We start from the raw sequence: 16,758 nt of genomic DNA, 5'->3' as shown, positions 1-16,758 counted from the left end.
GCGGGGTTGTGCGGGGCATCACGTGATGCTCTTCACCAAGGCATGAAACGGACAAGCCACACGGGCGAAACTTCAGGTTCATCTGACATTTCGGCACTCTGTGCCACGCCTGGTCACCGAGCGTCCACGCCGCCGGTCTTCCGGGAGGCGACGCCATAGGCTGCGTCCATGGCCCTCCGTCCGTCCGTGTCCCGCCGCACCGTCCTTCTCGGCGGGCTCCTGGCCTTCGCGGGGTGTTCGGGAGAGGAACCGCCCTCCCTGCCCGAGCTCGTCGTGGCGACCGGGCCGCCGGGCGCGGTGTTCCGTGAGATCGGGGCCGCCCTGGCGGGGGTGCTCGCCGACCGCCTGCCGGACACCCGGGTCGAGACGGTCGAGACGGCCGCGTCGGCGGAGAACCTGCGGCTCCTGGCCGAGGGGGCGGTGCACGTGGCCTTCACCAGCCTGGACGCCGCGGTCGGCCACGGCGGGCGGCCCTCGGAGCGGTTGCGCGCCCTGGGCCGCGTCTACGACAGCCACCTGCACCTCGTCGTCCCCGCCGGCTCCGACGTCGAGGAGCTCGCCGACCTCGCCGGGCGCCGGGTCTCCTACGGGGCGCGCGACTCCGGTACGGAGTTCACCGTGGAGCGGCTCGCCGAGTTGACGGGGTTGGACGTCGACGATGTGCGACTGGACCAGGCGTCGTCGGCGCGGGCGTTGACCTCCGGGGAGATCGACGCCCTGTTCTCCCTCACGGGCATCCCCACGCCGGCGGTCTTCGAGCTGGCCTCCCAGGGGGACGTCCGTTTCGTCCCCCTCCGTGAGGAGGCCGACCTCCTCGCCGACGCCTACCCCGGCCCCTACATCCCGGCGACGATCCCGGCCACCATCTATCCCGGCATCCCGGCCTGTGACACGGTGGCGGTCCCCAACCTGCTGGTGGTCGGCGAGGAGCTGTCCGACGAGGTGGCGCGGATCGTCACCGAGACGGTTTTCACCCAGGCCAGGACCATCGCCGCCGACCGTCCCGAGGCCACCCACATCAACGTCCGCACCGGTATCGCCACGGGGCCCGTCCCCCTGCACCCCGGCGCGCGCGCCTGGTTCCGCGAGCAGAAGGCGTGATCCGGCGGCCGTCCCCGGCTGTTTCTGTAGGGTCGGACCATGCCGACACCCGACTTCGTCCTCGCGATGCGTGAGCATGTGGGCCACGCCCTCCTGCCCCTGGTGGGGGTGACGGCGGTGGTCTTCGACGAGCAGCGCCGCCTCCTGCTGCACCGACGCTCCGACGACGGGACGTGGGCGACCCCCGGCGGCATCCTGGAGCCGGGCGAACAGCCGGCGGCGGGGCTGGTGCGCGAGGTGTACGAGGAGACGGGGCTGCGGGTGCTCCCCGAACGGATCGTCAGCGTGGTCACCGAGGAACCGTTCGCCTACCCCAACGGAGACCGGGTGCAGTTCCTCGACATCGCGTTCCGCTGCCGCCCGATCGAGGGCGTCGCCCGGCCGGCCGACGACGAGTCGCTGGAGGTGCGCTGGTTCCCCCTGGACGGGCTGCCGCCCATGGGCGCGGCGATCCTGCGCCGGATCGGCCACGCCGTGCAGGAGGGGGAGGCGTGGTTCGTGCCGCCGCCCCCGTCCGCGGCGTGACCCGGCGGCCGGGGCGCCGGCGCGGCGCCGTCCGGTTCGAGGTCTCCGCAGGTCAGGAGGGTTCGTGCGGCGACTGGGCGGCTGAGGCGTCGGGAAGGCGCAGGACCACCTCCAGGCCGTAACCGTCGCCACGCGGCCGGGGCAGGCCGGGTTCGAGGAGGAGCTCCCCACCGGCTTCCGCGACCAGTTCCGCGCAGATCGCCAGCCCCAGGCCCGTCCCGACGGTGTTCTGGTGTTTGGGCGCGCGCCAGAAGCGCCGGAACGCGCTGTCCCGCTCCTCGGGGGACAGGCCGACGCCGTCATCGCTGATGCGCAGCTCGACCATGTCCCCGGAGCGGGCGCGCAGTACCACCCGGGTCCCACCGGACAGCCGTGTCGCGTTGCTCATCAGTTCGTCCAGCACGCTGCCCAGGCCGCCGGGCGGTTCGAGCAGACGCAACCCGCGTGGGACGTGGGTCTCGATGTCGATGCCGCGCTCGCCGGCCAGCGCCCGCCAGCGTTGCAGGCGCGTGTCCAGCACGTTGTCCAGGTCGATGGGGCGGGCGGTCCCGAAGCTCTCCAACCGGGTCGCCGCGAGCAGGGAGTTGAGCATCCGGTTCATCGCCTTGGCCTCCTCCACCGCGTCCTCGTGGGCCTGTCGGGCCTCGGGGCCGGACAGGTGGGGGGCCAGGTTCTCCACGGCCAGGCGCAGGCTCGCCAGGGGGTTGCGCAGCTGGTGGGAGGCGTCGGAGACGAACGCCCGTTGCCGGTGCAGCGCGCGTTCCACGACGTCGACCATGGCGTTGAAGGAGGCGGCGAGGCGCCGCAGCTCGGGTGGACCGCCCACCTCGTCGGCGCGCACGCTCAGGTCGCCGTCGGCGATCTTGGACGCGGCGGAGTCGAGTTGGCGGACCGGCAACAGGACCCACCGTGACACCGGCCAGGTGATCGCGGCGAGTACCGACAGCGGGATCAGGCACAGCAGCGCGAGCACCCCCCAGTCGGCGAGGACGCGGTCGCGCATCGCGTCGGTCGGGGAGACGAGGAGGAGGACCCCGACCACCTCGCTGTCGCGGCCGACGGGTTCGGCGAGGATGAGAGGGGCGTCGCGCCACGGCCACACCGCGGTCGGGGGTTCGGGGCGGAATCCGGCGATCGCGTCGTCCAGCACCTCCCGTGTCGCGGGGTCGGCGATCGCCTGCGCCGCCTCGTGGCCGGGGCCCGAGGCGATGAGGAGCGAACCCGAGGGGTCCAGCAGCGCCACCGAGATGCCGTACAGCTCCTCATAGCCCTCGAGCTCCGTGCGCAGCGCCTCCGTGCGACCGGTGCGCAGCGCGTTGTCGGCGAGCGAGGCGAACCGCCCGATGTCGTTGAGCCGGTCGACGTAGAGCTCCTGGGTCTCGCGCTGGGCCATGAGGGTGCCCAGCGGGCCCGCGAGGGCGGCGACGAGGACGAAGGACAGGGGAAGCAGGAGCGCGATGAGCCGGCGGAGCACGGGTCAGGCCGGTTCCGTGTCGGGGACCAGCCGGTAGCCGACCCCGCGGGCGGTGCGGATGCGCACCGCGTCGCCGAGTTTTGCGCGCAGCGCCGCGATGTGGGTGTCGAGCGTCCGCGAGGAGGTCTCCCAGGTGGCCCCCCACACCTGGTCGAGGATGACGTCGCGGGAGACGACGGCCGGCGAGCGTGTGACGAGCAGGGCGAGCAGGTCGAACTCCTTGCGGGTGAGGGTGAGCGGCTCACCGGCCAGTTCGGCCTCGCGCGCGCCGACGTCGATCGTCAGCGCCCCGGCGCGCAGCGGTGGGGTGTCGGTGTGGCGGGCCCGGGCCCGCGCGGCGCGGGTGCGGCGCAGCACCGCGTCGATGCGGGCGAGCAGTTCGGCGATGCCGAACGGTTTCACCACGTAGTCGTCGGCGCCGGCGCGCAGCCCGCGGACACGTTCGTGCTCTTCGGCCCGGGCGGTGACCGCGATGATGGCGGTCTCGGGCCTGTCGCGTAACCGGCGCAGGACCTCGAAGCCGTCGGCGTCGGGCAGGCCGAGGTCGAGCAGCACGACGTCCACCGCCGGCGCGTGCAGTGCGGCGGCGGCGGTGGAGACCCGATGAACGTCGTAGGAGGCGTGGCGCAGCGCGGTGACCAGGCCCCGCGCGACGCGGTCGTCGTCCTCGACCACGAGGATGCGCATCATCGGACATGGTAGAACGCCGGGACACCGGGCCGTCCGCGCCGAGGAGGGGGTGGGCGCCCCCGGCCGGCCGCACACGCGCTCATAGTCGGTTGTTCGCTGGAAGACCGGCATCGTGTGCATCGATCTCCGCCGCGGCGGGAACACGCCGCCACGTGCGCGGATACGCCGTCGCGTCGTCCGGACGGCTCGTCCCTCCGGTGTTCCCCGCGTCCCCGACCACCCGCCACGGCCGACGCGGCACCGAGAAGGTGGGGGCGAAAGAGGCGGGGGCGTCTTCGGCGGCGGAGCGGACGCGGGAGGAGATCGGACGTGTCGGCGCGGCCGGCGATGCCCGGGCGGACGCCGGTGCCGTAGGGGAGGGTCTCCAAAGGACGGGCCGATCGAGGTGGACGTCACCGGAGATCGGGGCGGCGGTGCCTCGACCGGCGCGCCGCCGGTCGTGGGGGCCGCAGGAGCGGGTGCGCCGTCGATGACCGCTCCACGCCGCCGGATCGACGGCCCCGGGAAACGTCGTCCTTCGCGCCCCGGTGCCCAGCTCCGTGGCGCTGTCCGGTGGCCGAGAAGGCGATCGGCCGGGCGGCACCGCGTCGGTCACCGGAATTCGCGCCGGGCGGTCTGAAGGGCGGGACCCTCGCCCGAGGATCCCGCCGTCCTACGTGGCGCTGCTCAGCTCCACAGACGTCGCATCGTCCAGTGGTTGGTGGCGACGTCGAGGCTGATGTCGGCGATGTTGGCCTGACCGTGGTCGGATTCGGCCGCGACCCGAACGAGGCGGACATCGGAGCCGGGACGGGCGGTGGGCCCGTTTCCCTGGGAGTCGCCGTTCCAGGTGCCGATGACCCGGCGTACCCGGTACATGTGGCCCCGCCACGCGAAGAGGGCGGGGTGCCCGCCGGTGGTCGATCTGACGTCGATCCGTTCGTTGTAGAGACTCACGCGCGCATCCTATCGAACAAGTGTTCGCCTGAGGGGGGCTCGTGAACTTCGGATCGACCCCTCTCACCCTAGGACCGTCGGGCTCCACTGTGGGTCAGGTGGGCGGTGTCGATTTCGCCCCCGGTCGGCTGACGTGCGGAAACGGCGGAAAATCCATCCCCGGACGCGAGGCCGGGCGTGTCGCGCCGAGCGGGCGGCGCGGCAACCGACCGGGCGGTATGCCAGGTGGACTATCCTGGAGGACGGCGAGGCGGGCCGTTCGGCCCGTCCGGACCGGTCGATCAGCTGGGAGTGGGACATGACGGGGACGGCGGGGCAGGACCGGGCTGAGCGGCGTTCCTCCCTTTCCGTACCCGACCGGCTGCTGTCGGTCGCGACCCGCCTGTTCGCCGAACGCGGGTTCGAGCGCACCTCGGTGCAGGAACTGGTCGACGCCGCGGGCGTCACCAAGGGCGCGATGTACCACTACTTCTCGTCCAAGGACGACCTGCTCTACGCGATCTACCAGCGCGTCCTGGCGATGCAGACGCGCCGGTTGAACGAGTTCGCCCAGGCCGGGGGGCCGGTCGAGGAGAGGCTGCGCGCGGCGGCGGCCGACGTCGTCCACACCACCGTGGACAACCTCGACGACACCGTCATCTTCTTCCGCTCGCTGCACATGCTCTCCCCCGACCGGCAAAGCGCCGTGCGCAAGGAACGCCGCCGCTACCACGAGTGCTTCCGCGCGATGATCGAGGAGGGCGCGCGCGCCGGGGTCTTCCGCTCCGACGTGCCGGCCGACATCGTCGTCACCCAGTACTTCGGCGCCGTCCACCACCTGGGCATGTGGTACCGGCCCGAAGGTCAACTGGGCGGAGCCGAGATCGGCGCCTACTACGCCGATCTGCTCCTGGCCAGCCTGCGCCCGTAGCGGCGGCGGGCGCCCCCGCTCCTAGCGGAACAGGCGCCCGGGACGGGAGCGGTCGCGCACCGCCGCCATGCGGCGGACCAGCGGGGGACGCCGGGACAGCATGTTGTGCAGGAGCGGGAAGACGCCGCGCTCGGTGCGGGCCCGCCCCGCCATCTCCCCCAGGTTCACCATCGGGTACAGGTACTTGCCGCCGGCCAGGATGCGGATGCCGTGGGAGCCTTCGGGGCAGTGCGCGCAGGCGTGGTCGTCGGCGGTGTACTCCATGGCCCGCCACAGGGCCGTGCCGAGGAGGGGGACGGCCAGGGCGCCGGCCGCGGCGGCGCGCCGCCAGGGCGCGGCGTGCCCGGCGGCGAAGTGGCCGAGCTCGTGGGCGAGCAGGAAGCGCAGGGCGTCGGGATCGCGCAGCCGGCCGCCGACCTCGAACAGGTCGCCCGGCACGACCACCCAGCGGCCCCCGCCGGCTCCCCGCGCGCAGGCGCCCGGGGCGGCGCCGGCCACGACGTAGGCGTCGGGAACGCGGTTCAGTCCCATGTCCACGGCCAGCTCGCGGACCATCCGGTGGGCCTTGGGGAACTGCGTGGGGGAGACCTTCACCCCGCGGGCGCGCCTGCCGGCGTCGCGGACGCCGCGCGCGACCCAGCCGGCGAGCAGGAGGGCTGCCGCGCCGAGCGTGACGCGGTGCAGGGCCCCTGACGTCCACAGGCTGTGGACAAGGGGGGCGACGGCGCCGGCCAGGATGGTCAGGCAGGCGACGAGAAGGGGGTTCTCCCACGGGTGGCGTCCGGGGCGTTCCTCGAAGGAGGTCGGCGAGCGCCCGGCCGGGCCCACCGGGAGATGGGGCCGGTACAGCGCTCCCGGGGGACGGCCCTGGGGGAACACGGCGGGCTCGCCCGGCCGGCCATAGGGGAAACGCGCGGAGTCGCCCTCGCCTCCGGCGATTCTCGCGTGGGTCATACGACGCTCCCTCCCGGCCGTCCAGAACAATGGGGTGGACGACGTACGTCAACTACGTCAAGTAATGGAATATTACTTTCCGTGGTAACGGGGGGACCTGAACCATCCGAGCGTGTCTCGCGTCAGGGCCGGCCCGCGGAAAACCCGTTGCGCGCCGGCGCGGATCCGGCTTCACTGGGCAGGACGCGCGCCCGCCCGGGCGCGCCGCCCGAACACGGTGAGAGGTGACTTATGGCCCGGATCGCTGCGAGCCAGCCTTGCGTCCCGCAGGGGCCCGCCCCACGCTGATCCACGGTCCTTCCAGGTCACACGGAGCAGGGCACGGCCCCGTGGGAAGCGCGAGCAGGCTCGACAGCGTCGCGTTCCCACACTTCTCGCCCGGAGCGAAAAACCGTGTCCCGACACCACCACCGCAGCCGTACCCGGCAGCGAGCCGAATCGTTCCGTTGCGCCAACTGCCGCCTCGACGTCCCCATGGACGCGCCCGGCACCGCGCACCGGAACCACTGCCCCAACTGCCTGTGGAGCAGGCATCTCGACGACCGCGTTCCCGGTGATCGCGCGTCGCAGTGCCACGCCCGGATGGAACCCCTCTCCATCGCCGTACGCGGCGACGGCGAATGGGTGATCATCCACCGCTGCACCGGTTGCGACGTGTTGAGCGGCAACCGCGCGGCGGGTGACGACAATCCGTTGTCGCTCATCCGCATCGCGGTGCGCCCGCTGGCGCGTCCGCCGTTCCCGTTGGAGCATCTCGCCGCGCTGTGAGCGCGGCCCGGCCGGGGCGGGTCCGCCCGCCCCGGCCGCTCACCCTCTGCCCCGCCGTTGCAGTTCCGCCGCGATCACGTCGAGGAAGGCGGTCACCTCGTCCGCGTCGTAGCCCGGGCGCATCCGCACCACGCTGAACCGGGCCGCCCGCACCTCCGCGGCCGTGAGCAGGCGGGGGTCCCGGTGCTCTGCCAGCAACGCCTCGAACGTCATCTCGACGCGATCCAGGAAGTCGTCCACTTCCAGCTCGTCGTACCCCGAACGCAGCCAGGTGGTGGTGAAGCGCTTGGCGCGCACGTCCTCGGGGCGCAGCCCGGCCTCCGGTGCCCTCCGGTCGGGACGCCGGAACGCCTCGGGGGCGCGTTCCTCCGCCGAGCGGAGTTCGGCCACCACGGCGTCGAGGAAGCCGTCCACCTCGTGCATGTCGTAACCGGAGGTCAACCGGGTGACGCGGAACAGCCAGCGTTCGACGTCACGGGCGGTCACGGGGTCGGGCGCGGCCGGACCGCCTCGCGCCGCCGCCAACGTGGCCGCGGCCCGCTCCAGCAACGAGCCGACGTCCTCGGGGACGTACCCGGGGCGCAGCCGGGTCCTGGGGAAGCGCCGATCACGGACCTCCTCGGGCGTCAGTGGCATGCTTCACATTCTGCCGAGCCTCGGGATGAGCGGGGAGAGGCGCGCCCAAGCCGCCGGAGGTGGAACGGACCGGGGAGGATCGGGACCGACCTCCCTTCCCTGGAGGCCGGTCGGTGGCCGCGGTGGCGGCGCGTCCCCGGCTTCGGGGCGCGGCCGACCAGGCCCTTTACAGCGGGGCGGCCGTGACCGCGGACGCCCACGTCGGTCAGGGGCCCGTGGTCCTGCCGCGGGGACGCCACGGCCGGACGATCCCCGGCGAGGGCGGCGTAGGCGGTGCGGCGCTCCTCAGGAACCACGGAGGTAGCGCGAGATCCCGGCGGCCACCGCGTCGGCCGCCCGGGCCCGCCACTGGGAGTCCTCGATGTTGCGCGCGTCCGTCGCGTTGCGCATGTTGCCGGCCTCCAGGAACACCTTCGGCACGTCGGACAGGTTCAGGCCGCCCAGGTCGGTGCGCACGTCGATGCCCTCGTCGCCGATGTAGTCGGCGGTGGGGTGGCCGGACAGCTCCAGGAATTCGTCGCGCACGTCCTCCGCGAGTTCCATGGAGGGGGTGGCGATGTCGTCGGTGTAGCCCTCGACCACCCCGGGGGCGATCACGTGGAACCCGCGCACGCCGGCGGGGGCCCCGTCGGCGTGGATGGAGATGGCGGCGTCGGCCCCGGCCTCGTTGCCGATCTCGGCGCGCTCGTTCACGCACGGCCCCACGCCCTCGTCGTCGGCGCGGGTGAGCACGACCCGGGCGCCCTCCTCCTCCAGCCGTTCGCGCAGGCGCAGGGAGAGGTCCCAGGTGAAGCTGTGCTCGGGGTAGCCGCTGTCGGTCTCGGCGCCCACGGTGTCACACGCCTTGGTCCCGGGGCCCGACGGGACCAGGGCGTTGATCTGGTCGGGGGCTTCGGCGTTTCCGCCGTTGTGCCCGGGGTCGATGACGACGGTCGTGCCGGAGAGGGGGAGGTCCGCGGCGGGGGTGGCCTCTCCGGGGGAGGGGGCCGCCGGATCGGGGAGGGGGAGGGTCGCGGTGACCTCGGGGGCGGGGGCGTCCTCGGCGCCGGCTCCGGTGCCGCAGGCGGTCGTGAGCGCGACCGCCATCGCCGCCGCGGCGAGACCGGCGGGCCGGGGGGAGGGAGAGGGGGGAGAAATGTCGCCGCGCATGGTGTGGATGTTGGCTCCCGGGGATCGGGGGTCGGGGACAGCCACAACCTACGCCACCGTCCCCCCGTGGCCGTTTCCCACGTGTATGGCGGGCGGGTCCGAGGGAACAAGAAGAGGAGTAGACGCGTCATATCTTGAGAGTGCCCCCGGCCGATCCTGTCGAGGTGAACAGAATGCGAAAGTCCAACCGTGCCGCCGCCGGCGCCGCGGCCTGGCGGGTCGTGCACGAGGCCGCCCGTCCCGAAGCCCCTTCGGTGTGGGCGCGTATCGGTGCCCTCCCACGTCTGCTCAAGGCCCGACTGAGCGGCCGTTACACGCAGCTCCCGGCCTCGCGGCTGGCGCTGTTCCTGCTGGCCGTCGCCTACATCGCCTCCCCGGTGGACCTCGTCCCCGAGCTGTTCATCCCCTTCCTCGGCGTGGCCGACGACATCGGTGTCGCGGTGTGGCTCGCCGCCGGTCTGCTGGGCGAGACCGAACGCTTCCTGGAGTGGGAGCGGCACGGTCCCCAGTACGTCCAGGGGCACGTCGTGTCCTGATCCCGCCCGTCACTCCACAGGGGTCCGCCGGATTTCGGCGGACCCCTTTCTCTGTTTCGGGGTGGGCGTTTTGTAGCCACCTGCCCGTTAAGACGGATTGTGGCCCTGCTGTCCGTCTCTCCAGGCCATCCGCGTACAGTTCTCTCTTGCAAAGGATCCGCATCTGTGGGGAGAGCATGACGAGGTTCCGAGCACTGATCGCCGTCGGCGTGGCCTTGAGCGCGCTGGCCACCGGATGCGCCGCCGGCGGCTCCGGTCCGGAGGACAACGAGGACACCCTCACCTACGCCCTCGGCGACGAACCCGAGGCGTTCAACCCCGCCCTCGTCGACGAGCACCTGGACCCGGTCACCGAGATGGTGTTCCGCGGGCTCACCGCCCACGACGCCGACAACCGGGTCGTCCCCGCGCTGGCCGAGAGCTGGGAGATCAGCGACGACGAACGGACCTACACCTTCCACCTGCGCGAAGGCGTCACCTGGCACGACGGGGAGCCCTTCACCGCCGACGACGTCGTGTTCACCATCGAGGGCGTGCGCGACGGCGGGTTCGCCACCAGCAACAAGTACGCCAACGTCACGTCGGTGACCGCCGAGGACGACACCACCGTCGTCGTCGAACTGGAACGGCCGACCCCCGCCCTGCTGGACACCCTCTCCAACGGGATCCTCCCCGAGCACCTCCTCGCCGACTCCGGCATCGACGATCCGGCCTTTGGGGAACACCCCATCGGCACCGGACCCTTCCAGCTCGACACCTGGGAGCACGGCTCCTACGCCCGCCTGACCGCCTTCGCCGACTACTACGCGGGGCCGCCCGGCCTGGACGCCGTGACCATCTCCTACGTCCCCGACGCCGCCACCCGGCTCATCCAGCTGAACAACGGCGAGATCGACGCCGCCTACCTGGAACCGCAGCAGGCCGGAGAGGTCGAGGGCAACCCGGACCTCCGGCTGGAGGTCTATCCCACGGCCGACTACCGTGGCGTGCTGTTCAACATGGAGGACGAGCGGTTCGCCGACCCGGCCCTGCGCCAGGCCATGAACTACGCGGTGGACCGCGAGGCGATCGTCGAGAGCGTCCTCTACGGCTACGGAACCCCCGCCGGCGGGCCACTCGACCAGAGCCCCTTCCACGTCGAGGACGCCGTCGACTACTCCTTCGACCCGGGGCGGGTCGAGGAGATCATGACCGAGGCCGGCTACGAACGTAACGGCGAGGACGTGTGGGAGAAGGAGGGCGAACCGGTCTCCTTCGAGCTCACCACGTTCGCCGAGGACGGCGTGCGCTCCGCGATGATCGAGGTGGTGGCCACCCAGCTCCGCGAACAGGGCTTCGACGTGACCGCCGAGCCCCGGCCGCGCGACGCCGTCGACTGGGCCGGGCTGGAATCCTTCCTCATCGGCTGGGGAACCCCCTACGACGCCGACAGCTCGCTGTATGGACCGTTCCACTCCTCCGAGGCGCTGGCCGACGGCGGCTCCAACTACGGCAGCTACGCCAACGACGAGGTGGACGCCGCGTTGGAGGCCGGCCGCGGCACCAACGACGAGGCCGAGCGCGCCGCCGCCTACGCCGACTTCCAGCGGGCCCTGGCGGAGGACCCGCCCTATGTGTGGCTGACCTACCTCGACGCGGTCAACGCCGTTCCGGCGAACCTGACCGGACCTCAGGAGCGGGCCCTCGCCCACCACGGCTACGGCTTCTTCTGGAACGTCGAAGACTGGTCCTACTCGTCCTGACCGTCCGCCGGCGGCCTCACCGGGCCGCCGGCCCTCTTCGGGGAGCCCGCCATCCTCAGGTTCATCGCCGTCCGGGCCGTGACCGCCGCGGCGGTCACCGTCGTGCTGTCGGTCCTGTGCTTCCTGCTCCTGGATCTCGCCCCCGGCGACCCCGCGCGCGCACTCTTGGAGGCCCGCTCCGGTGGCCGGCCGGTTCCGGAGGCGGCGGTCCAGGCGCAACGGGCGGCGATGGGGCTGGACGCGCCGTTGCCGCAGCGCTACGCGGACTGGTTGGGCGGCGTCGTGCGCGGGGACCTCGGCGCCTCCTACCTCAACGGCCGTCCGGTCGCCGACCAGATCGCCGACGCGCTGCCGTGGACCCTGCTGCTCGCCGCCGTGGCGACGCTGTTCAGCCTGGTCGGCGCCGTCGTGGTGGGGCTGGTCGCCGGTCTGTCCCGCAGCGCCACGCTGCGCCGGGCCATCGGATTGGCCATGTTCGTGCTCGGCGGGGTTCCCGGATTCGTCGGCGCGTTGTTGTGCCTGTTCGTGTTCTCGGTGTGGCTGGGCTGGTTCCCCTCGGGAGGGCTCGGACGGCCCGGCGAACCCATGACCCTGGCCACCGTCGCCTCCCACGTGACGCTGCCGGCCCTCGCGTTGGCGTTCGGCCACCACTTCGGGGTGTACGTGCGGTTGGTGGAGTCGGGGGTGCGCCGGGTGCGCGGGTCGGCGCACGTCGCGGCGGCCGAGGTGCGGGGGGTGCCGCCGTGGGCGGTCCACACCCGCCACGTCCTGCGCCCCGGGCTCGTGCCGTTCGCGGCGCGGTTCGGGGTGGGGGTCGCCCAGCTCCTCGCCGGGGCCTACGCCATCGAGCTGATCTTCGCCTGGCCGGGGATGGGCCGTCTCGGCGTGGAGGCGGCGCAGGGCGACGACTACCCGGTGCTGGTCGCGGTCGTCCTGGTCACCGGGCTCGTGGTGATCGCGGCCAACCTCCTCGGCGACCTGGTGACGGCCCGGCTCGACCCGCGGGCGCGGTCGGTGGCGGTGGCCCGTTGACCAAGGGGCGAAGGGCCGCGGAGCGGGCGGCGCCGGCCGCCTCACGCCCTTCGGAAGGACGCCGCGGGCGCCTCGCGTCGCGGACCGGCCGTGGCGGGTACGCCCCGCGATCGCGAACCTCGTGCGACAAGGGCCGCGAGGGCGGCCGACGTGGCCCCGCTCGGCGGGGCGGAAGGGGACAGGACATGGTCACAGGCCCCACCGTGTCGGTGGAGGAGGGGGCGAGTGGACCGGTGCGGCCGCGGGGACTGCTCGCCGCGCGGATCGCGCCGCCCGGGGGCGGGGGACGGGCCGCCCTGTGGACGGCGGTGGGCGTACTGGTCCTCATGGGGGCCGCCGCCCTGTTCGCCCCCTGGCTGACCGATATGGACCCGGCGGCCACCGACACCACGGCGACCTCCCTGCCGCCCGGCACCCCCGGGCATCCGCTCGGCACCGACGCGCTCGGCCGCGACCTGTACACCCGCATGCTCCACGGGGCGCGCTCCTCCCTCCTGGTCGGCCTGGTGGCCGCCGCGATCACCGTCGTGGCCGGAACAGGGCTGGGCGCGCTCGCCGCCACGGGGCCACGGTGGCTGGACACCGCGATCACGCGCACCGCCGACGCGCTGCTGGCCCTGCCGCTCATCGTCGTCGCGCTGGCGCTGGCGGCCGTCGCGGGCTCCTCGCTGTCCACGGTCGTCATCGCGATCGCGGTGACCGCGTGGATGCCGGTGGCTCTGGTCGCCCGGGCCGAGATGCGGGCGTTGCGCGCCCGTCCCTTCGTCCGCGCCGCCTACTCCCTGGGGCTGTCGCGCGGCCAGGTGGTGCGCCGTCACCTCGTGCCCAACGCCCTGCCGCCGATCGCCGCCATCGCCGCCTTCGAGGTGGGGCACGCGATCCTCACCGAGTCCACGTTGAGCTTCCTCGGCCTGGGCCTGCCGCCGAACCAACCGAGCTGGGGCAACCTGCTCACCGACGCGCGTTCCCACCTGCTCACCGGCCAGTGGTACACGGTCGCGATCCCGGCCGCCGCGATCGTCGTCACCATCGTCGCGGTCAACGTCATCGCCACCGGCCTGGACCGCCACGAGGCGACCGAGGGGAGGACCTGGTGACGGCGTCCCTGCTCACCGTCGAGGGGCTGCGGATCGGAATCGCCGGACGCCCGATCATCGACGGCGTCGACCTGCGCCTCGCGGAGGGCGAGGTCACGGCGCTCGTCGGCCGCAGCGGCGGGGGCAAGAGCCTCACCGCCCGCGCCCTCGTCGGCCTGCGTCCCCGCTCCGCCGAGGTCGAGGGGCGGGCGCTCCTACGGGTCGGTGACGGCGTCCAGGAGGACCTGCTCGCCCTGCCGCCCCGTCGCCTGCGGGCCCTGCGCGGGGCGTGGGTCGGCTATGTGTTCCAGGAGGCCCAGGCGGCGCTGAACCCGACCGTGACGGTGGGCCGGCACTTCGCGGAGACACTGCGCGCCCACGGGGTGCCCCGTTCCCTGCGCTACGCCCGTGGACTGGCCGCGTTGCGCGACGCCGGCGTCGAGGAGCCGGAGCGCATGTGGGGCCGCCACCCCTTCGAACTCTCCGGCGGACAGGCTCAGCGCGTCACCATCGCGCTGGCCTGCGCCCCGGAGCCCCGGCTGCTCATCGCCGACGAGGTCACCTCGGCGTTGGACCCGGTCACCCAGGCGGGGGTGCTGGACACGCTGTGCTCGGGGGCCCGCGCGGCCGGGCGGGCTCTGCTGCTCATCACCCACGACCTTGCCGTCGCCGGCCGCTGGGCGGACCATGTCGTGGTGCTGGAGGGGGGACGGGTCGTGGAGTCCGGGCCGGCGCGGGCGGTGCTGGCGGCTCCGGCCCACCCCTTCACCGCCGACCTGGTCCGCGCGAGCGGGGCCGTGGCACGGGCCGGCAGATGAGGAGGGGAACGGTGCGGGACGAGGCGTTGGTCTCCTGTCGCGGGGTGGGGCGGGTCCTCACCGCGGGGCGTCGCCGGATCGAGGCGCTGCGCGGAGTGGATCTGGACGTCGCCGCGGGGGAGTCGGTGGCGGTCGTGGGCCGCAGCGGTTCGGGCAAGTCCACGCTTGTCGGGGTCCTGGCGGCCTTGGACCGGCCGCACACGGGGCGGGTCACCGTGGGGGGCGTGGACGTCTGGGCGGTGTCGGAGCGTGAGCGCCGGGCGGTTCGACGGCGGTTCGGCTGGATTCCGCAGGACGCGCTGAGTTCTTTCGACCCGCGCTACACCGCCGGAGAGGTGGTGGCCGAGGCGGTGGGTGACCGGGGGACCGACGTCTTCGAGCTGTTCGCCCGGGTGGGGCTCGACCCCGGGATGGCGGGGCGGCGGCCGGTGACGCTGTCCGGTGGGGAACGCCAGCGCGTCGCCATCGCCCGGGCCCTGGCGACCGACCCTGACGTGCTGCTCGCCGACGAGCCGACGAGCGGTCTCGACGTCTTGGCCCAGGAGCGGGTTCTCGACGTCCTGGCGGTCGAGCGCGGCCACCGCGCGCTCGTCCTGGTCACCCACGACCTGCGGGTGGCGCTGCGCCTGGCCGACCGGGTCGTCGCGTTGGAGGAGGGGCGCGTGGTCGCCGACGTTCCGGTCGGTGGGCTGGCCGGGGCCGCCCCCGAACTCACCCGGCTGCTGGAGGCGACCCCGGGCCTCGACCACTAGATCCGAAGTCTCCGCCCGGCCGGCTGGGCGTCACGCTCCCCTTTCGGGGGCCTGGTTCCGTCCCGGACCATACCGGCGACCAGGGCCGCGACGAGCGCGAGGGCGAGTCCGACGGCGGTGAGGGGGGTGAACGGTTCGTCGAACATGACGCCTCCCCACACCGAGGTGACCGGTGCGATGAGGAACATCAGGCCGTTGACGGGCGTGACGCCGATGCGCTCGACCAGCAGCCAGTAGAGGCCATAACCGCCGAAGGTGGCGAACACCAGCAGCCAGGCCAGGGCCAGCCAGAACGATCCGGACGCGGGCGGGACCGCGGTTCCGGTGGCGATCGCGAGGCCGGTGAACACCACGGCGGAGGTCGAGCAGTGGATCGCCAGCGCGCGCAGCGGGGGCATCGGCGCGGGGGCCCGGCGTTCGACGATCGTGGAGGCGACGAGGCCGAGCATGCCGAGGAAGGGCACCAGGTAGGCCCACGCCGGCGCCTGTCCCGCTGAGGCGGCGTCGGACCAGATGACGAGCACCACGCCGACGAGCCCGAGCGCCAGCCCCGCCCACTGCCGTCCGGTCACGGCGACACCGAGCAGGGGACCCACGAGCGCGGCCGCGACCAGCGGCTGGACACCGTCGATGAGCGCGGTGGTGCCCGTGCCGACCCCGAGCTCGATGGCCCAGTAGACGGTCAGCAGGTAGACCGATTGGGACAGGATCCCGATGAGGACGTGGCGGCCGAGCCCGGGTATCCGCCGGTGCGCCGCCGACTGCCGCACCTGGGCCAGGAGGAAGGGCAGGAGCGCGAGCGCGAGGGGGACGAAGCGCCACATCAGCACGGTGGTGACCGGGGCGTCCGCGGCTCCGAGCTTGGCGCCGATGAACCCCGACGACCAGCAGAGTACGAACAGTACGGCGAGTGCTCCGGTGACCCACGTCCGGGATCTCGTGACTATACCGATCTGTATACCCATATCCCCGGACTATACAGTTCGGTCTACCTCGGCGGTAATCTCTGGTGTATGGCTGCGGTGATCGAGTGGACCCCGAAGGCGCGCGCCCTCCTTGCGGCCGCCTCGGAACTCTTCTACGAGCGTGGGATCCACGCGGTGGGGGTCGACGCCATCGCCGAACGCGCCGGCGTCACGAAGAAGACGCTCTATGACCGCTTCGGCTCCAAGGAGCGGTTGGTCGTGGAGTACCTCTCCGCCCGGGACGTCCAATGGCGGGAGCTTCTCGACGGCTACCTCCGCGCGGCCGACGGCACACCCGAGGCCCGGCTGGAAGCGGTCTTCGCCGCCGCGGCGGAATGGGCGCGGGTACGGGGGAGCAAGGGGTGCGCCATGATCAACGCGCACGCGGAGATCAGCGACCCCGCGCACCCGGCCTACGCGGTGATCGTCGGGCACAAGCGCTGGATGCTGGCCCTGTTCGCCGAGCTGGTGGACGAGGCCGGGATCGCCGAGCCGCGCCGGGTCGCCGAGCACATGCTGCTGTTGTACGAGGGCGCGCTCGTGACGGCGGGCATGGGGGTCGTCGACGACCCCTTCTCCCGCGCCGCCACCGCGGCGCTGGCGCTGCTCCGGTAGGCCGGGGCGACCGCCACTGGTGCGTAGGGGCGGGCGGACGCGACGAGGGCGGGGCGCTCGTCTCCGGCGCCCCGCCCTC

18 protein-coding genes are annotated in these 16,758 nt (G+C 73.2%); 11 read left to right on the top strand and 7 right to left on the bottom strand.

Features of this window, described 5'->3' with window-relative positions:
* Positions 1–168 precede the first annotated feature (168 nt).
* Positions 169–1,101, top strand: a complete 933-nt coding sequence (locus B5D66_RS06255; RefSeq protein ID WP_078760681.1) for a TAXI family TRAP transporter solute-binding subunit — start codon at positions 169–171, stop codon at positions 1,099–1,101.
* A 39-nt stretch (positions 1,102–1,140) separates the two neighbouring features.
* On the top strand, positions 1,141–1,626 hold the full coding sequence (locus B5D66_RS06250; protein ID WP_078760680.1) for an NUDIX hydrolase: 486 nt from the start codon (positions 1,141–1,143) through the stop codon (positions 1,624–1,626).
* Positions 1,627–1,678: 52 nt separating this feature from the next.
* On the opposite strand, the gene B5D66_RS06245 is transcribed toward B5D66_RS06250, so the two are convergent.
* From B5D66_RS06245 to B5D66_RS06235, 3 genes are all read right to left on the bottom strand, one after another.
* Positions 1,679–3,100, bottom strand: a complete 1,422-nt coding sequence (locus B5D66_RS06245; protein ID WP_078760679.1) for a sensor histidine kinase — start codon at positions 3,098–3,100, stop codon at positions 1,679–1,681.
* Between the two features lie 3 nt (positions 3,101–3,103).
* Complete coding sequence (locus B5D66_RS06240) at positions 3,104–3,787, bottom strand: response regulator transcription factor (RefSeq protein WP_078760949.1); 684 nt, start codon at positions 3,785–3,787, stop codon at positions 3,104–3,106.
* Positions 3,788–4,456: 669 nt separating this feature from the next.
* Positions 4,457–4,726: a DUF6504 family protein gene (locus B5D66_RS06235; RefSeq protein WP_078760678.1), complete on the bottom strand. Its 270-nt coding sequence runs from the start codon at positions 4,724–4,726 to the stop codon at positions 4,457–4,459.
* A 298-nt stretch (positions 4,727–5,024) separates the two neighbouring features.
* On the opposite strand from B5D66_RS06235, the gene B5D66_RS06230 reads away from it, so the two are divergent.
* Positions 5,025–5,636, top strand: a complete 612-nt coding sequence (locus B5D66_RS06230; RefSeq protein ID WP_078760677.1) for a TetR/AcrR family transcriptional regulator — start codon at positions 5,025–5,027, stop codon at positions 5,634–5,636.
* Positions 5,637–5,657: 21 nt separating this feature from the next.
* Here the strand turns inward: B5D66_RS06230 and B5D66_RS06225 are convergent, their stop codons facing one another.
* The gene (locus B5D66_RS06225) at positions 5,658–6,590 is read right to left on the bottom strand and encodes a M48 family metallopeptidase (protein WP_078760676.1); all 933 of its coding nucleotides are present in this window, start codon (positions 6,588–6,590) and stop codon (positions 5,658–5,660) included.
* Between the two features lie 393 nt (positions 6,591–6,983).
* Here B5D66_RS06225 and B5D66_RS06220 point away from each other — a divergent pair, with 393 nt between their 5' ends.
* A complete protein-coding gene (locus tag B5D66_RS06220) occupies positions 6,984–7,358 on the top strand; it encodes an RNHCP domain-containing protein (RefSeq protein ID WP_078760675.1) in 375 nt (124 codons plus the stop codon).
* Positions 7,359–7,397: 39 nt separating this feature from the next.
* Here B5D66_RS06220 and B5D66_RS06215 read toward each other — a convergent pair whose 3' ends face one another.
* Positions 7,398–7,994: a DivIVA domain-containing protein gene (locus tag B5D66_RS06215; protein ID WP_078760674.1), complete on the bottom strand. Its 597-nt coding sequence runs from the start codon at positions 7,992–7,994 to the stop codon at positions 7,398–7,400.
* A gap of 285 nt (positions 7,995–8,279) precedes the next feature.
* A complete protein-coding gene (locus tag B5D66_RS06210) occupies positions 8,280–9,143 on the bottom strand; it encodes an N-acetylmuramoyl-L-alanine amidase (protein ID WP_078760673.1) in 864 nt (287 codons plus the stop codon).
* A gap of 173 nt (positions 9,144–9,316) precedes the next feature.
* Between B5D66_RS06210 and B5D66_RS06205 the strand changes: the two genes are divergently transcribed.
* The 6 genes from B5D66_RS06205 to B5D66_RS06180 all read left to right on the top strand — a co-directional run bounded on the left by B5D66_RS06205 (position 9,317) and on the right by B5D66_RS06180 (position 15,099).
* Positions 9,317–9,679, top strand: a complete 363-nt coding sequence (locus B5D66_RS06205; RefSeq protein ID WP_078760672.1) for a YkvA family protein — start codon at positions 9,317–9,319, stop codon at positions 9,677–9,679.
* A gap of 176 nt (positions 9,680–9,855) precedes the next feature.
* On the top strand, positions 9,856–11,421 hold the full coding sequence (locus B5D66_RS06200) for an ABC transporter substrate-binding protein (RefSeq protein WP_078760671.1): 1,566 nt from the start codon (positions 9,856–9,858) through the stop codon (positions 11,419–11,421).
* Between the two features lie 51 nt (positions 11,422–11,472).
* Positions 11,473–12,453 (top strand): ABC transporter permease, encoded by a 981-nt coding sequence (locus tag B5D66_RS06195; protein ID WP_327308099.1) that lies wholly within the window; start codon positions 11,473–11,475, stop codon positions 12,451–12,453.
* Positions 12,454–12,638: 185 nt separating this feature from the next.
* Positions 12,639–13,550 carry an ABC transporter permease gene (locus B5D66_RS06190; protein WP_078760670.1) on the top strand — a complete coding sequence of 304 codons (912 nt, stop codon included), beginning with the start codon at positions 12,639–12,641 and terminating at the stop codon, positions 13,548–13,550.
* On the top strand, positions 13,547–14,347 hold the full coding sequence (locus B5D66_RS06185) for an ATP-binding cassette domain-containing protein (protein WP_078760669.1): 801 nt from the start codon (positions 13,547–13,549) through the stop codon (positions 14,345–14,347). Before B5D66_RS06190 ends, B5D66_RS06185 begins: the two co-directional genes overlap by 4 nt.
* Positions 14,348–14,358: 11 nt before the next feature.
* Entirely contained in the window at positions 14,359–15,099 is a 741-nt protein-coding gene (locus tag B5D66_RS06180; protein WP_235000803.1) for an ABC transporter ATP-binding protein, read from the top strand.
* Here B5D66_RS06180 and B5D66_RS06175 read toward each other — a convergent pair.
* Positions 15,096–16,064, bottom strand: coding sequence for a DMT family transporter (locus tag B5D66_RS06175; RefSeq protein WP_078760667.1), 969 nt, complete (start codon positions 16,062–16,064; stop codon positions 15,096–15,098). The two genes, B5D66_RS06180 and B5D66_RS06175, sit on opposite strands and share 4 nt — an antisense overlap.
* 48 nt (positions 16,065–16,112) lie before the next feature.
* Here B5D66_RS06175 and B5D66_RS06170 point away from each other — a divergent pair, with 48 nt between their 5' ends.
* The gene (locus B5D66_RS06170) at positions 16,113–16,679 is read left to right on the top strand and encodes a TetR/AcrR family transcriptional regulator (protein WP_078760666.1); all 567 of its coding nucleotides are present in this window, start codon (positions 16,113–16,115) and stop codon (positions 16,677–16,679) included.
* Positions 16,680–16,758 lie beyond the last annotated feature (79 nt).

It is taken from the genome of Marinactinospora thermotolerans DSM 45154 (assembly GCF_900167435.1).
GTDB classification, from domain to species: Bacteria; Actinomycetota; Actinomycetes; order Streptosporangiales; family Streptosporangiaceae; genus Marinactinospora; species Marinactinospora thermotolerans.
This window is presented reverse-complemented; position numbering and strand designations above follow the sequence as displayed.

Excerpts from the sequence above, each read along its gene's own strand:
- B5D66_RS06190 (WP_078760670.1), top strand. The coding sequence starts at position 12,639 with ATGGTCACAGGCCCCACCGTGTCGGTGGAGGAGGGGGCGAGTGGACCG.
- B5D66_RS06215 (WP_078760674.1), bottom strand. The coding sequence starts at position 7,994 with ATGCCACTGACGCCCGAGGAGGTCCGTGATCGGCGCTTCCCCAGGACC.
- B5D66_RS06210 (WP_078760673.1), bottom strand. The coding sequence starts at position 9,143 with ATGCGCGGCGACATTTCTCCCCCCTCTCCCTCCCCCCGGCCCGCCGGT.
- B5D66_RS06170 (WP_078760666.1), top strand. The coding sequence starts at position 16,113 with ATGGCTGCGGTGATCGAGTGGACCCCGAAGGCGCGCGCCCTCCTTGCG.
- B5D66_RS06205 (WP_078760672.1), top strand. The coding sequence starts at position 9,317 with ATGCGAAAGTCCAACCGTGCCGCCGCCGGCGCCGCGGCCTGGCGGGTC.
- B5D66_RS06225 (WP_078760676.1), bottom strand. The coding sequence starts at position 6,590 with ATGACCCACGCGAGAATCGCCGGAGGCGAGGGCGACTCCGCGCGTTTC.
- B5D66_RS06175 (WP_078760667.1), bottom strand. The coding sequence starts at position 16,064 with ATGGGTATACAGATCGGTATAGTCACGAGATCCCGGACGTGGGTCACC.
- B5D66_RS06255 (WP_078760681.1), top strand. The coding sequence starts at position 169 with ATGGCCCTCCGTCCGTCCGTGTCCCGCCGCACCGTCCTTCTCGGCGGG.
- B5D66_RS06240 (WP_078760949.1), bottom strand. The coding sequence starts at position 3,787 with ATGCGCATCCTCGTGGTCGAGGACGACGACCGCGTCGCGCGGGGCCTG.
- B5D66_RS06230 (WP_078760677.1), top strand. The coding sequence starts at position 5,025 with ATGACGGGGACGGCGGGGCAGGACCGGGCTGAGCGGCGTTCCTCCCTT.
- B5D66_RS06250 (WP_078760680.1), top strand. The coding sequence starts at position 1,141 with ATGCCGACACCCGACTTCGTCCTCGCGATGCGTGAGCATGTGGGCCAC.
- B5D66_RS06200 (WP_078760671.1), top strand. The coding sequence starts at position 9,856 with ATGACGAGGTTCCGAGCACTGATCGCCGTCGGCGTGGCCTTGAGCGCG.